Raw genomic sequence first — 15,211 nt, 5'->3', positions numbered from 1 at the left:
CGAGCAAGTCTGTAGAATCCCCGTTTCGCCTCACGCACTTCGAGCCCATGCCCCAACCCGCCGCCTCCCGACTCGCCCGCCTGCTGTTCGGTCTGCTCGCCTATGTCAGCCTCGGCATCGGCCTGATCGCCATCGTCGTGCCCGGCCTGCCGACCACCGAGTTCATCCTGCTCGCCGCCTGGGCCGCGACCCGCAGTTCGCCGCGCCTGAGTGCCTGGCTGGAAAGCCATCGACTGTTCGGGCCGATCCTGAGCAACTGGCGCAACGGCAAGATCATCGCCCGCAAGGCCAAGGTCAGCGCCACGGTCAGCATGCTGCTGTGCGCCACGCTGATGCTGGTGATGCTCGATCACGGCTGGCCAATCTATCTGGCGATTGCCGGGATGACCCTGGGCAACTTGTGGATCTGGTCGCGACCGGAAGCGTTGCCGAAGATTTCCTGATTTTTCCCTTGTTTTCAGGGTATTTACCCGCGCAAACGTTTAGCCGCGACCGCTCGTCGGCTGGTAATTCATGCCTCTGCGCCTCGCGCCGATGAGCATTGAATGGCGCTGAATGGATTTGGCGAACCGGGCACCTTCCTGCCCCTCAGCCAACAGCTCATCCATTCGCGAGAACGTCCCATGTTCGACTCCCTGTCCATCCGCCTGAAAATCGTCCTGCTCTCCGGCCTGTGCCTGCTCGGTGTGGTGGCGCTGATCGTTGGCATCAACATTTACCAGACCAACCAGAACGACGAACTGGTCAGTGCTTCCAGCAGCAAGATGCTCACCGCCAGCGTGCAGGACCTGCTGCAGGCCAAGGCTGCCGAGCAAGCGGTGCGGGTGCAGAAAACCTTCGGCGAAAGTCTGTTGGTGATCACCGCCCTGGCGGACCAGATCAAGGACATGCGAGTGATGGCCGCCAAGCGTTCGCTGGACGCCGGCGCCCTGCGTGAAGAGTTGAACCAGAGCCTGAAAACCGCCTTCGAGCGCAACAGCAAGGTGCTTGGCATCTGGCTGGCGTTCGAGCCCAACGGACTGGACGGCAAGGACAGCGAATTCGCCAACGATGCCGCGCGTCAGTCCAACGAGGCGGGACGTTTCGCCAGTTACTGGAGCCGTGCTGCGGGTCCGTCGTTGAACACGATCATGGTCGAAGACGACATGAACAAGACCACCCTCAGCGTCAGCGGCACACCTTACAACAGCTGGTACACCTGCCCTCGCGACAACAAACGCACCTGCCTGCTCGACCCTTACGCCGACACCGTGGGCGGCAAGGAAATGCTCATGACCACCATTTCCGTGCCCCTGCTGGTGGACGGCAAGGCCATCGGCGTGGTCGGTGTCGACATCGCCCTCGATGCCCTGCAAGCGGCGGCCGTGGACTCTCAGCGTGACCTGTTTAACAGCGCCGGGCACATGCTGATCGTCTCCGGCAGCGGCGTGCTCGGTGCCTACAGCGCGGATGCCGGCAAGGTCGGCAAAAGCATCGGCGACACCCTCGGCGTCGAGGGCAAGGACGTGCTGCAACTGCTGAGTGCCGGCATACCGAAGATTCTCGAACGGGGCGACCTGATCCGCGCCGTGTATCCGGTCAACCCGATTGCCGACTCCAAGGCCTGGGGTGTGGTCATCGACCTGCCGAAACAAGTGCTGCTGGCCGACTCGGTCAAGCTGCAAGCCGTTCTCGACGATGCGCAGCAAACCGGCACGATTACCGCCCTCGCAGTTGCAGTGATCGCCGGCGTGATCGGTCTGCTGCTGATCTGGCTCACCGCCTCCGGCGTGACCCGTCCGATCAACAGCGTCGCCGAGATGCTGAAGAACATCGCCAGCGGCGAAGGCGACCTGACCCAGCGCCTGAACTACACCAAGCAGGATGAACTGGGCGAACTGGTGAACTGGTTCAACCGCTTCCTCGACAAGCTGCAACCGACCATCGCCCAGATCAAACAGAGCATCACCGAGGCCCGTGGCACCGCCGATCAATCGTCGGAAATCGCCCGCCAGACCAGTGAAGGCATGCAGGTGCAATTCCGCGAGATCGATCAGGTGGCCACCGCCTCCAACGAAATGAGCGCCACTGCCCACGACGTGGCCAACAGCGCCTCGAATGCGGCCAACGCGGCGAAAGGCGCCGATCAGTCGGCCAAGGACGGCATGTCGATCATCGAGCGCAGCACCCGTGACATCAATCAACTGGCCGATGAAGTCAGCAAAGCGGTGACCGAGGTCGAAGAGCTGGCGGTGAACAGCGAGCAGATCGGTTCGGTGCTGGAGGTGATCCGCAGCATTGCCGAGCAGACCAACCTGCTGGCGCTGAACGCCGCGATCGAAGCGGCCCGTGCCGGTGAAAGCGGTCGTGGTTTTGCGGTGGTGGCCGATGAGGTCCGCAACCTGGCCAAGCGCACGCAGGATTCGGTGGAAGAAATCCGCGTGGTCATCGAACGCATCCAGACCGGCACCCGTGGCGTGGTCGCGACCATGCACTCGAGCCAGACCCAGGCCCACAACAACGCCGGTCAGATCCGCCAGGCCGTGGACGCCTTGGGCAAGATCAGCGACGCGGTCACTGTGATCAGCGACATGAACCTGCAAATCGCCAGCGCCGCCGAACAGCAGAGCGCCGTGGCCGAAGAGGTCAACCGCAACGTCTCGGCGATCCGCACCGTCACCGAAACCCTGACCGAACAGGCCACCGAATCGGCGGCGATCAGCAGCCAGCTCAATGCCCTAGCCAGCCAGCAGATGAAATTGATGGATCAGTTCCGCGTGTAATCGCAGTCGCCCTGAACCCCTGTGGGAGCTTGCCTGCAAGCGATGGCGGTGGATCAGTCGATACATCTATCGGCAGACACTCCGCTATCGCTTGCAGGCAAGCTCCCACAGGGATTTGTGTTGACTAGGGAGATTAGGGTTTTCATCTAACTCGATATTCTTTTGCACTATGATCAGGCCCTCTTCCGGAGGGCCTTCGATGACTGATCTGCTCACGTCCATTCAAGCCGCGCTCGGCTTGTCCCGCATGCCGATTCCGTTCACCGGCGAGGGCGCCCTGCCCTCGGCGTTTGCCGTCACCGACCTGGCCTGCGCAAGCATTGCTGCTGCCGGGCAAGCGGTCGCCGAACTCCTTCAGCAGCAAACCGGCCACTTGCCCAAAGTTGAAGTCGACCGCCGCCTCGCCTCTTTCTGGTTCGCCACCTCGCTGCGGCCGATCGGCTGGGAAGTGCCGCCGCTGTGGGATCCGGTGGCCGGCGACTACGCAACCCGAGACGGCTGGATCCGCCTGCACACCAACGCCCCGCATCACCGCGCCGCCGCTGAAAGCGTGCTCGGCGCCTGTGCCGACCGCGCGGCCATGGCAGCAAAAGTCGCGCAATGGGCCAGTGCCGATCTGGAGCAAGCGGTGGTCGAGGCCAAGGGTTGTGCGGCTGAAATGCGCAGTTGGGAACAGTGGCAAAAACATCCCCAAGGGTTGGCGGTGAATGCCGAGCCCTTGGTGCATTTCAGTGATGGGAAGGAAGTGGACCGTCGACCCTGGCAAGGCTCGGTGGCGCGGCCATTGGCGGGGCTCAAGGTGCTTGATCTGACCCGCGTACTGGCCGGCCCGACCGCCAGCCGCTTCCTCGCGGGGCTGGGCGCCAATGTGCTGCGCATCGATCCGCCGACCTGGAACGAACCCGGTGTGGTGCCGGAAGTGACCCTCGGCAAACGTTGTGCGCGGCTGGATCTGCATGAGCCGGCAGATCGCGCAGTGTTCGAAAGTCTGCTCAAGGATGCCGACATTCTGTTGCACGGCTATCGCGCCGACGCCCTTGAACATCTCGGCTTCGGCGTTGAACGTCGCCGGCAACTCGCGCCGGGGCTGATCGACGTTTGCCTCAACGCCTACGGCTGGAGCGGCCCGTGGCAAAACCGTCGTGGCTTCGACAGCCTGGTGCAGATGAGCAGCGGAATCGCCGAGGCCGGGCAGCGCTGGAAGCAGGCGGACAAACCGACACCGCTGCCGGTGCAGGCGCTGGATCATGCGACGGGGTATCTGATGGCGGCGAGTGTGATTCGGTTGCTGGCTGAACGGTTACGCAGTGGTCGAGGTGGATCGGCGCGGTTGTCGCTGGCGCGGACGGCGAAGCTGTTGGTTGAGCATGGGCCCGGGACGGACGAAGCGTTGCGTCCGGAGGAGGCAAAGGACCAGAGCTTGCAGATGGAACACACGCCATGGGGGCCGGCACGTCGGCTTCAAACGCCGCTGCGTATTGCTGGAGCGCCGTTGCAGTGGGCTTTGCCGGCGACTGAGTTGGGGTCGCATCGTCCGCAGTGGTTTTGAGATTTGTGCATGGTTTGAGATCGCTGCCCTCACCCCAGCCCTCTCCCGGGGGGAGAGGGAGCCGACCGAGTTGTCTGGCGCCATGCATCGACCTGAGAGATCGAGTCGATTTTGGATTCGGTGCATAACGTTCAAGTCGGTGTATTTTCTGAATATCCCGCGTTCAGTCCCCTCTCCCTCCGGGAGAGGGTTAGGGTGAGGGCCGCGATCTCAAGCCGTACACCACAATCTCAATCGAATCGGCTCAAAGACGCCCACAACACCTGCGCCGCATACCCCCGAAACGGCCGCCAGGCCTCTGCCCGAACAGACAACTCCCGCGCCGTCATCCGCACGCCTTCCAGCACTTCCAGCGCCCGCAGCAACCCCACATCCCCGGTCGGAAACCCGTCCATGTCCCGCAACTGCCGCAGGGCAATGTACTGCGCCGTCCAGTCGCCAATCCCTTGCAGCGCCAGCAACCGCGCCGTCCCGGAGGCAAACAGCAGCGGATCCTCCAGCGACGCCTGCGCCACCCCGGACAAGGTGCGCCCGCGACTTTTCGGCATGCCCAGCGCCGCCAGATCAGCGTTCGCCAAAACCTTTGCCTGAGGAAAGACATGAGTCAGGCCGGGCACTGCAGAACGCAAAGGCTCGCCATACTGCGCCACCAGTTTTCCCGCAAGCCGAATCGCCGCGACCACGGTGATCTGTTGCCCCAGTACCGCCCGAAACGCCAGTTCCAGACCATCCCACGCCCCCGGCACCCGCAACCCCGGCCGCTCGGCGATCAGCCGCGCCAGCAGCGGATCTACCGCCAGATGCCGCTGCATCCTGGGTAGATCCGCATCCAGATCAAACATCCGTCGCAAGCGCACAACAATCTCGGGAACCGCCGACGGATCCGGGAAATCCAGCTCCACCTCCAGCGCATCAGCGTCACCGGGCCAGACCGAAACCGTGCCGTGAAACCCGTTCAACCCGATGCTGCGCGAATACACGCCATCGACCACCGTCTCCATCCCCGCCACCGCCCGCGCTGCCAGAAACCCGAGCATCGCCGGCCAGTCGCAAGATCCCTGATAGTCGAGCCGTAACCTCACAGAGACAACACGCCGCTGTACAACCCAAACGCCGCAAGCCCGGCCCCGGCGATCACGCAGGTGAAAATCCCCTTCTCGAGCGTGGTGAACAACGGCTCGCCCTGCTCATGCTTGGCCTTGGCGAACAGGATCACCCCCGGCGCATACAACAGCGCCGACAACAGCAGGTATTTCACCCCGCCGGCATACAACAGCCACACCGCGTAACACAGCGCGATGCCGCCGATCAGCAGATCCTTGGTGCGTTCGGCAGAGGCATGTTCATAGGTTTCTCCCCGCCCGCTCAACAGCACCGCATAGGCTGCCGACCACAGGTACGGCACCAGAATCATCGACGAGGCGAGGTAAATCAGACTGGTATAGGTGCCGGCGGAAAACAGCGTGATCAGCAGGAAAATCTGGATCATCACGTTGGTCAGCCACAACGCGTTGACCGGCACATGGTTGGCGTTTTCCTTTTTCAGGAACGCCGGCATCGTGTTGTCCTTGGCGGTGGCGAACAGGATCTCCGCGCACAACAGCGCCCACGACAGCAACGCACCGAGCAACGAAATGGCCAGGCCCACGCTGATCAGCAACGCGCCCCATGGCCCGACGATGTGTTCCAGCACAGCGGCCAGTGACGGGTTCTGCAAGGTCGCCAGTTCCGGCTGGCTCATGATCCCCAGCGACAACACATTGACCAGCACCAGCAGCGCCAGCACACCGATAAAACCAATCACCGTGGCGCGGCCCACATCCGTGCGCTTCTCCGCCCGGGCCGAGTAAACGCTGGCGCCTTCGATACCGATGAACACGAACACGGTGACCAGCATCATGTTGCGCACCTGATCCATCACGCCGCCGAAATTCGGGTTGCTGCGGCCCCAGATGTCGCGGGTAAAAATCTCGGCCTTGAACGCCACGGCGGCAATGACCACGAACATGATCAACGGAATGATCTTGGCCACGGTGGTCAACTGATTGATCAGCGCCGCCTCCTTGATCCCGCGCATCACCAGAAAATGCACGGCCCACAGCAAAACCGAGGCGCAACCGATGGCGATCGGCGTGTTGCCCTGGCCGAACACCGGAAAGAAGTAACCGAGGGTGCTGAACAGCAACACGAAATACCCGACGTTGCCCAGCCAGGCACTGATCCAGTAACCCCACGCCGAAGAAAAGCCCATGTAGTCGCCGAACCCGGCCTTGGCGTAGGCATACACGCCGGAGTCCAGTTCCGGTTTGCGATTGGCCAGGGTCTGGAACACGAAGGCCAGGGTGAGCATGCCGATCGCCGTGATGCCCCAGCCGATCAGGATGGCGCCGGCATCGGCCCGGGCTGCCATGTTCTGCGGCAGGGAAAATATCCCCCCGCCAATCATCGAACCCACCACCAGGGCGATCAGTGCGCCAAGGCGCAGCTTTTGCGTCGGTTGCGACATTCCAGCGTCTCCAGGTTCCCGAGGTCGGCATTGGCCGCCCATGGTGATGTAACCGGTATTAACCAAACGGTTAGAGCGTAAGTACGTTTATTGAATAACGCCAATCAACGCCTTTTATATATAGCGGATGGCACTAATGCCTAGCACGGATAGGCAGTTTTGTGTGCGAATCCTGATAATTCGATTCTGTACTGAAAACAGAGGTGAAAAATTTGCCAAACCTTGAAAACGGACTAGCGTGATAACTCGAAAGTAATAGGAAAAGTTCCCAACTACATATGCCGAAAGCCTCTAGGACAGGCCTCACAGGCAGAAGCCTTATGCCATCAGACGTTTCATAAGTCATTCATTAACAATGGAATGTGAACATGCACTGATCTAAGTCAGCTGTTTGAATAGCTAACAGAACTACGCTGTGAACTCTTCTCTCCTGCAATGGAGTCATGCAATGTCTGAAGCTCCCGGAAAACTACGACTAGGTGCACTGGTTGCATTGGTAGTCGGCTCAATGATCGGTGGCGGGATATTCTCTTTGCCACAAAACATGGCCGCCAGTGCCGACGTCGGCGCGGTTCTGATTGGCTGGGCCATCACCGCTGTCGGCATGCTCACCCTCGCTTTCGTCTTTCAAACCCTCGCCAATCGCAAGCCTGACCTGGACGGCGGTGTCTACGCCTACGCCAAGGCCGGTTTCGGCGATTACATGGGTTTTTCCTCGGCCTGGGGTTATTGGATCAGTGCCTGGCTGGGCAACGTCGGTTACTTCGTTCTGCTGTTCAGCACCCTCGGGTATTTCTTTCCGGTTTTTGGGGAAGGCAACACCGTTGCTGCTGTGATCGGCGCCTCTGTGCTGTTGTGGGGCGTGCACTTTCTGGTGCTGCGCGGGATCAAGGAGGCGGCGTTCATCAACCTGGTGACCACCGTCGCCAAGGTCGTGCCGCTGCTGCTGTTCGTGCTGATCGCGATCTTCGCCTTCAAACTGGACATCTTCACCGCTGACATCTGGGGCGTGAAAAACCCGGATCTGGGCAGCGTGATGAACCAGGTGCGCAACATGATGCTGGTCACCGTGTGGGTGTTCATCGGCATCGAAGGCGCGAGCATCTTCTCGGCCCGGGCGGAAAAACGTTCGGACGTCGGCAAGGCGACCGTGATCGGTTTCATCACCGTGCTGCTGTTCCTGGTGCTGGTGAACGTGTTGTCGCTGGGCATCATGACCCAGCCGGAACTGGCCAAACTGCAGAACCCGTCGATGGCCGCCGTGCTGGAGCATGTGGTCGGTCACTGGGGCGCGGTGCTGATCAGCGTCGGTCTGATCATTTCGCTGCTGGGGGCGTTGTTGTCGTGGGTGCTGCTGTGTGCGGAGATCATGTTCGCCGCTGCCAAGGACCACACCATGCCGGAGTTCCTGCGCAAGGAAAACGCCAACCACGTGCCGGTCAACGCCCTGTGGCTGACCAACGCGATGGTGCAGCTGTTCCTGATCATCACCCTGTTCTCGGCCAGCACTTACCTGTCGCTGATCTACCTCGCCACATCGATGATTCTGGTGCCGTACCTGTGGTCGGCGGCCTACGCCCTGCTGCTGGCGGTGCGCGGCGAAAGCTACGAAGGCTTCGCGGCCGAACGGCGCAAGGACCTGATCATCGGCGGCATAGCCCTGATCTATGCGGTGTGGCTGCTCTACGCCGGTGGCGTGAAGTACCTGCTGCTGTCGGCCCTGCTCTATGCCCCCGGCGCGATCCTGTTCGCCAAGGCCAAGCTCGAACTCAAACAACCGGTTTTCACCAACGTCGAGAAGCTGATTTTCGCCGCAGTGGTCGTGGGCGCCCTGGTGGCAGCCTACGGACTGTATGACGGCTTCCTGACTCTGTAATTGCCCAACGTTTTCACTCTGGAGGATCACTGAAATGACCACGGAAAAAGTTAAGTACGGCGTCCATTCCGAAGCCGGCAAACTGCGCAAAGTCATGGTTTGCTCCCCAGGTCTGGCCCATCAGCGGCTGACCCCGAACAACTGCGATGAACTGCTGTTCGACGACGTGCTGTGGGTCGCCCAGGCCAAGCGCGACCACTTCGACTTCGTGACCAAGATGCGTGAGCGCGGGATCGACGTGCTGGAAATGCACAACCTGCTGACCGACATCGTCGCCATCCCTGAAGCGCTGGACTGGATCCTCGAACGCAAGGTCACTGTCGATTCGGTGGGCCTGGGCCTGATCAACGAAGTCAAATCCTGGCTGAAAAGCCTGGAGCCGCGACACATCGCCGAATTCCTGATTGGCGGCGTGTCCGCCGATGACCTGCCGGACAGCTTCGGTGGCAAGACCATCCAGATGTTCCGCGACTTCCTCGGCCACTCCAGCTTCATTCTGCCGCCGCTGCCGAACACTCAGTTCACCCGCGACACCACCTGCTGGATTTACGGTGGCGTGACGCTGAACCCGATGTACTGGCCGGCGCGCCGTCAGGAAACCCTGCTGACCACCGCCATCTACAAATTCCATCCGCAATTCACCAACGCCGATTTCGAAATCTGGTACGGCGATCCGGACAAGGATCACGGCAGCTCGACCCTCGAAGGCGGCGACGTGATGCCGATCGGCAACGGCGTGGTGCTGATCGGTATGGGCGAGCGTTCATCCCGTCAGGCCATCGGCCAACTGGCACTGAACCTGTTCAAGAACAAGGCCGTGGAAAAAGTCATCGTTGCCGGCCTGCCGAAGTCCCGTGCAGCGATGCACCTGGATACCGTGTTCAGCTTCTGCGACCGCGACCTGGTCACGATCTTCCCGGAAGTGGTCAACCAGATCGTCGCCTTCACCCTGCGCCCTGACGAAAGCAAACAGGGCGGCATCGACATCCGTCGCGAAGAAGGCACGTTCCTCGACGTCGTGGCCAAAGCCCTCAACCTGCCGAAACTGCGCGTCGTCGAAACCGGCGGCAACAGCTTCGCCGCCGAACGCGAGCAATGGGATGACGGCAACAACGTGGTGGCCGTGGAACCGGGCGTGGTCATCGGCTACGACCGCAACACCTACACCAACACCCTGCTGCGCAAGGCGGGCGTGGAGGTCATCACCATCAGCGCCGGCGAACTCGGTCGTGGCCGCGGCGGCGGCCACTGCATGACTTGCCCGATCATCCGCGACCCTATCGATTACTAAACGACCATCTCCCCGGCCGCACCTATCCCGTAGCGGCCGGGCCGATTACCGAATCCAAGGAGAATCATCATGGCGTTCAACATTCACAACCGTAACCTGCTCAGCCTGGAACACCACACCCCACGTGAACTGCGCTACCTGCTCGACCTGTCCCGCGACCTCAAGCGCGCCAAATACACCGGCACCGAGCAGCAACACCTGAAGGGCAACAACATCGCCCTGATCTTCGAAAAAACCTCGACCCGCACCCGTTGCGCGTTCGAAGTCGCCGCTTATGACCAGGGCGCCAACGTCACCTACATCGATCCGAATTCCTCGCAGATCGGCCACAAGGAAAGCATGAAGGACACAGCCCGCGTGCTGGGGCGCATGTACGACGCCATCGAGTACCGTGGCTTCAAGCAGGAAATCGTCGAAGAGCTGGCCAAGTTCGCCGGCGTGCCGGTGTTCAACGGCCTGACCGATGAATATCACCCGACCCAGATGATCGCCGACGTGCTGACCATGCGTGAGCACGCCGACAAGCCGATCCACGAGATCAGCTACGCCTACCTGGGCGACGCGCGCAACAACATGGGCAACTCGCTGCTGCTGATCGGCGCAAAACTGGGCATGGACGTGCGCATCTGTGCGCCGAAAGCCCTGTGGCCCCACGACGACCTGGTGGATCGCTGCAAAAAATACGCAGAGGAAAGCGGCGCGCGCATCACCCTGACCGAAGACCCGAAAGCTGCGGTCAAGGGCGTGGACTTCATCCACACCGACGTCTGGGTATCGATGGGCGAGCCGGTGGAAGCCTGGGCCGAGCGTATCCAGCAACTGCTGCCGTACCAGGTCAACGCCGAGCTGATGAAAGCCACCGGCAACCCGCGCACCAAGTTCATGCACTGCCTGCCGGCGTTCCACAACAGCGATACCAAGGTCGGCAAACAGATCGCCGAACAGTATCCGCACCTGAAAAACGGCATCGAAGTGACCGACGACGTGTTCGAGTCGCCAGCCTGCATCGCCTTCGAGCAAGCGGAAAACCGCATGCACACCATCAAGGCGATTCTGGTGTCGACTTTGGCTGATCTGTAACCCACTGAGGGAACCGCCTCCCCATGTGGCAGCGGGCTTGCTCGCGAAAGCGGAGTGTCATTCAACAGTGATGTCTACTGATCTGACGCCTTCGCGAGCAAGCCCGCTCCCACAAGGGATCCTGGTTTCAACATGGAAACGAGTCGTTTGCCATTCCTCTGTACAAGAAGGACAAGCACCATGCGTATCGTCGTAGCCTTGGGCGGTAACGCCCTGCTCCGCCGTGGCGAGCCGATGACCGCTGACAACCAGCGCGCCAACATCCGCATCGCCACCGAGCAAATCGCCAAGATCCATCCCGGCAACCAACTGGTCATCGCCCACGGCAATGGCCCGCAAGTCGGCCTGCTGTCGTTGCAGGCAGCGGCCTACACCTCCGTCACCCCTTACCCGCTGGACGTGCTCGGTGCCGAAACCGAAGGCATGATCGGCTACATCATCGAACAGGAACTGGGCAACCTGCTGGACTTCGAAGTCCCGTTCGCCACCCTGCTCACCCAGGTCGAAGTCGATGCCAACGACCCGGCCTTCAAGAACCCGACCAAACCGATCGGCCCGGTCTACGAGAAAGCCGAAGCAGAAAAACTCGCCGCCGAAAAAGGCTGGGCCATCGCCCCGGACGGCGACAAGTTCCGCCGTGTGGTCGCCAGCCCCCGGCCCAAACGCATCTTTGAAATCCGCCCGATCAAGTGGCTGCTGGACAAGGGCAGCATCGTGATCTGCGCCGGCGGTGGCGGGATTCCGACCATGTACGACGAGAAGCGCAATCTCAAAGGCATTGAAGCGGTGATCGACAAGGACCTGTGCTCGGCGCTGCTGGCCGAACAGCTGGAGGCGGACTTGCTGGTGATCGCCACCGACGTCAACGCGGCGTACGTCGACTTCAAAAAGCCCACCGAGAAAGCCATCGCCCAGGCCCACCCGGACGAACTCGAACGCCTGGGCTTCGCCGCCGGCTCCATGGGGCCGAAGGTGCAGGCAGCCTGTGAATTCGCGCGCCATACTGGCAAGGTCGCGGTGATCGGTTCGCTCTCGGACATCGAAGCCATCGTCCAGGGCACCGCCGGTACGCGGGTCAGCACGGCAGCGCCGGGCATCACCTACCGATAAAAAGAAACTCCGGGGGCAGACCTCAGGTCTGCCCTTCTCCCATGCCTTGAAAGGAGAAACCCATGGCCCAGTTCGAACCCGGTCATTTGCATATCGAGCGGCACGCGTTGACTGACGACGACGTCAATTACAACGTGCACCTCGACTATGAAGTGTTCACCGACCCTCAGAAAGGCAAGGGGATACAGTTCACCCTGCATGGCAGCATGCAGGGCAAAGAGGTCAACGAACCGTTCTTTCTGCCCAAGGAGGAAGCCTACAACTTCGCTCGCAACGTGACGCAGATTGCCGAAAAGTACGGCATTCCCAAGAGCCACAGCCAGATCGGCTCGGTGCACAAGCATTACGACCTGATGTTTGAGGACATCCGCAAGCAGCTGAATATGCAGTCCGGGGATCCGGTCAATCCCGAGCATTTCGAGTAACCCAAAAGCCCCCTCACCCTAACCCTCTCCCGGAGGGAGAGGGGACTGACCGAGTTGCTCGCTCAAGGTACACCGACCTGAATTAGCGAGCCGAACTCAAGTTTTGAAAAGCCCCCAATCTGCTCCCTTTCCCCCTCGCCCCTCTGGGGAGAGGGCTGGGGTGAGGGGTGGATTTCAAGTACGACGCCGATCTCAAGATTTCACCCCAGTCCCCCATCAAGGCATACTTGCCCCCCTCCGCACTCCAGAACCCAGAACCGCCCCATGCGTATCCACGTCAGCTTCATCGACCGCGTCGGCATCACCCAGGAAGTCCTGGCTATCCTCGGCGGGCGCAATCTCAATCTGGATGCGGTGGAGATGATCCCGCCCAACGTCTACATCGACGCCCCGACCCTGAGCCCGCAAGTGCTCGAAGAACTCAAAGATGCGCTGTTTCGCGTGCGTGGTGTAGAAGCAGTGACCGTGGTCGACATCCTGCCCGGCCAACGTCGGCACTTGCAGCTCGACGCGTTGCTCGCGGCGATGACCGACCCGGTGCTGGCGCTGGACAGCGCCGGCAAGGTGCTGCTGGCCAACCCGGCGCTGATCGCCCTGTACGGTCGCGAGCCGGCGGGCGAAAGCGTTTCGGAACTGTTCAACGATCCGGGTCTGCTCGAAACCCTGCTCGAACAAGGCTTCCGCCTGCCGCTGCGAGAAATCACCGTCAATGGCCAGACCCTGTTGCTCGACGCCACGCCGATCACCGACGCCGGCGCCCTGCTCACGCTGTATCAACCCAACCGCATCGGCGAACAACTGTCGGCGCTGCATCACGACCATGCCGAAGGTTTCGATGCGCTGCTCGGTGAATCGCCGCCAATCCGCACCCTCAAGGCCCGCGCCCAACGGGTGGCGGCCCTCGACGCGCCGCTGCTGATCCAGGGCGAAACCGGCACCGGCAAGGAACTGGTGGCCCGCGCCTGTCACGCCATCAGCGCCCGGCACAACGCGCCCTTCCTCGCACTGAACTGCGCGGCCTTGCCGGAGAACCTCGCCGAAAGCGAACTGTTCGGCTACGCCCCCGGTGCCTTCACCGGCGCACAGCGCGGCGGCAAACCGGGACTGATGGAGCTGGCCAACCAGGGCACGGTGTTCCTCGACGAAATCGGCGAGATGTCGCCGTACTTGCAGGCCAAACTGCTGCGATTCCTCAATGACGGCAGCTTCCGTCGGGTCGGTGGCGATCGTGAGGTGAAGGTCAACGTGCGGATCCTCAGCGCCACCCACCGCGACCTGGAAAAAATGGTCAGCGAAGGCCTGTTCCGCGAAGACCTGTTCTACCGCCTCAACGTGCTCAACGTTGAAGTGCCGCCGCTGCGCGAACGCGGTCAGGACATTCTGCTGCTGGCGCGCTATTTCATGCAGCAGGCCTGCGCGCAGATCCAGCGCCCGGTCTGCCGCCTCGCCCCGGGCACTTACCCGGCGCTGCTCGGCAACCGCTGGCCGGGCAACGTGCGGCAATTGCAGAACGTGATCTTCCGCGCCGCCGCGATCTGCGAAAGCAGCCTGGTGGACATCGGCGACCTCGACATCGCCGGCACCTCGGTGGCGCGCCAGACCGACACCGACGTCGACAGCCTGGAAGAAGCGGTCGAAGCCTTCGAGAAATCGCTGCTGGAAAAACTCTACGTCAGCTACCCCTCGACTCGCCAACTGGCCAGCCGCCTGCAGACCTCGCACACCGCAATTGCCCATCGGCTGCGCAAGTACGGCATCCCCAACAAGTCTTAGCAACGACAAAAAAACCTGTGGGAGCTGGCTTGCCAGCGATGACGGCGGCACTGCCAACAATGGAGGTGACTGGCCCGCCGCTATCGCTGCGATGCGGCGTTCCGACAAGCCAGCTCCCACAAGAAGAAGCAGCCTCTAGATCTACGCTAAAAACGACCTCCATCTGTACTGAAAGCGCTACAGCGGAACGATATCGCTACACCCTCCTCCGATCGCCGCTGTGCAAGGCTTTGATCCGATTCAGCTTTTTTCTTCGTCTCACGCTGTAGCGATTTCGCTACAGCCAATGTATTCGCGCCTGCCAGCAAAGCAATCAAGCCGTTGATTTATAAAGATATTTATACATTGGCCGCGTTCTTGCTAAGTAACCTCTCATAAAATCAGGGCATTGCCGCCCGAGTATTCCACCGCGTCCACCAGACGAGTCTGGCCCCTAGGAGATTCCATGAGCGAGTTGCGTTTTACTGAAGATCACGAATGGCTGCGCGCCGAAGCCGATGGTTCTGTCACCGTTGGCATCACCGCTTTCGCGCAGAACGCCCTGGGCGACGTGGTGTTCGTGCAACTGCCTGAATTGCAGGCGTACGACAAAGGCGCCGAAGCCGCCACCGTGGAATCGGTAAAAGCCGCCAGCGGCGTTTACATGCCGCTGGACGGTGAAGTCCTGGCCACCAACCCGGCCCTGGAAGACAGCCCTGAGCTGGTCAACGAAGATCCGCTGGGCGAAGGCTGGTTCTTCCGCTTCAAGCCGGCCGACGCTTCGGCCGTCGCCAAGCTGCTGGATCAGGACGCCTACGACCGTCTGATCAAAGCCCAAGCCGAAGCCTGAGGAACCTGAC

The 15,211-nt window shown here is 61.3% G+C and carries 12 protein-coding genes and 1 pseudogene; 11 read left to right on the top strand and 2 right to left on the bottom strand.

Annotation, left to right across the window (positions count from 1 at the left end):
• The first annotated feature begins 47 nt into the window (after positions 1-47).
• The 4 genes and pseudogenes from ACKUG4_RS13585 (at position 48) to ACKUG4_RS13570 (ending at position 4,311) form a co-directional block, all read left to right on the top strand.
• The gene (locus ACKUG4_RS13585) at positions 48-443 is read left to right on the top strand and encodes a YbaN family protein (protein ID WP_445434191.1); all 396 of its coding nucleotides are present in this window, start codon (positions 48-50) and stop codon (positions 441-443) included.
• A gap of 102 nt (positions 444-545) precedes the next feature.
• Positions 546-1,904: pseudogene (locus ACKUG4_RS13580) on the top strand (methyl-accepting chemotaxis protein); the annotation flags it as partial.
• Positions 1,905-2,006: 102 nt separating this feature from the next.
• Positions 2,007-2,762, top strand: coding sequence for a methyl-accepting chemotaxis protein (locus tag ACKUG4_RS13575; protein WP_371320921.1), 756 nt, complete (start codon positions 2,007-2,009; stop codon positions 2,760-2,762).
• Positions 2,763-2,961: 199 nt separating this feature from the next.
• On the top strand, positions 2,962-4,311 hold the full coding sequence (locus tag ACKUG4_RS13570) for a CoA transferase (RefSeq protein ID WP_445434190.1): 1,350 nt from the start codon (positions 2,962-2,964) through the stop codon (positions 4,309-4,311).
• A 230-nt stretch (positions 4,312-4,541) separates the two neighbouring features.
• Here the strand turns inward: ACKUG4_RS13570 and ACKUG4_RS13565 are convergent, their stop codons facing one another.
• Both ACKUG4_RS13565 and arcD (ACKUG4_RS13560) read right to left on the bottom strand, forming a co-directional pair.
• A complete protein-coding gene (locus ACKUG4_RS13565) occupies positions 4,542-5,393 on the bottom strand; it encodes a DNA-3-methyladenine glycosylase family protein (protein WP_445434189.1) in 852 nt (283 codons plus the stop codon).
• Positions 5,390-6,817 (bottom strand): arginine-ornithine antiporter, encoded by a 1,428-nt coding sequence (arcD, locus tag ACKUG4_RS13560; protein ID WP_445434188.1) that lies wholly within the window; start codon positions 6,815-6,817, stop codon positions 5,390-5,392. Before arcD (ACKUG4_RS13560) ends, ACKUG4_RS13565 begins: the two co-directional genes overlap by 4 nt.
• Positions 6,818-7,265: 448 nt before the next feature.
• On the opposite strand from arcD (ACKUG4_RS13560), the gene arcD (ACKUG4_RS13555) reads away from it, so the two are divergent.
• From arcD (ACKUG4_RS13555) to gcvH, 7 genes are all read left to right on the top strand, one after another.
• Positions 7,266-8,693 carry an arginine-ornithine antiporter gene (arcD, locus tag ACKUG4_RS13555; RefSeq protein ID WP_039766045.1) on the top strand — a complete coding sequence of 476 codons (1,428 nt, stop codon included), beginning with the start codon at positions 7,266-7,268 and terminating at the stop codon, positions 8,691-8,693.
• 34 nt (positions 8,694-8,727) lie between these two features.
• On the top strand, positions 8,728-9,984 hold the full coding sequence (gene arcA / locus ACKUG4_RS13550) for an arginine deiminase (RefSeq protein WP_445434187.1): 1,257 nt from the start codon (positions 8,728-8,730) through the stop codon (positions 9,982-9,984).
• A gap of 69 nt (positions 9,985-10,053) precedes the next feature.
• A complete protein-coding gene (locus ACKUG4_RS13545) occupies positions 10,054-11,064 on the top strand; it encodes an ornithine carbamoyltransferase (RefSeq protein WP_011335626.1) in 1,011 nt (336 codons plus the stop codon).
• 180 nt (positions 11,065-11,244) lie between these two features.
• Positions 11,245-12,174, top strand: a complete 930-nt coding sequence (gene arcC, locus ACKUG4_RS13540; protein ID WP_064598976.1) for a carbamate kinase — start codon at positions 11,245-11,247, stop codon at positions 12,172-12,174.
• 62 nt (positions 12,175-12,236) lie between these two features.
• Positions 12,237-12,599 carry a DUF5064 family protein gene (locus tag ACKUG4_RS13535; protein ID WP_039766036.1) on the top strand — a complete coding sequence of 121 codons (363 nt, stop codon included), beginning with the start codon at positions 12,237-12,239 and terminating at the stop codon, positions 12,597-12,599.
• 264 nt (positions 12,600-12,863) lie between these two features.
• Positions 12,864-14,372 carry a transcriptional regulator GcsR gene (gcsR, locus tag ACKUG4_RS13530; RefSeq protein WP_445434186.1) on the top strand — a complete coding sequence of 503 codons (1,509 nt, stop codon included), beginning with the start codon at positions 12,864-12,866 and terminating at the stop codon, positions 14,370-14,372.
• 445 nt (positions 14,373-14,817) lie between these two features.
• Positions 14,818-15,201 (top strand): glycine cleavage system protein GcvH, encoded by a 384-nt coding sequence (gene gcvH, locus ACKUG4_RS13525; protein ID WP_074688335.1) that lies wholly within the window; start codon positions 14,818-14,820, stop codon positions 15,199-15,201.
• The last annotated feature ends 10 nt before the right edge of the window (positions 15,202-15,211 follow it).

The organism is Candidatus Pseudomonas auctus (genome assembly GCF_048654275.1).
Lineage (GTDB): Bacteria > Pseudomonadota > Gammaproteobacteria > Pseudomonadales > Pseudomonadaceae > Aquipseudomonas > Aquipseudomonas pharyngis.
Note: the sequence above shows the minus strand (reverse complement) of the source record. Positions and strands in the feature narration are given on the sequence as shown.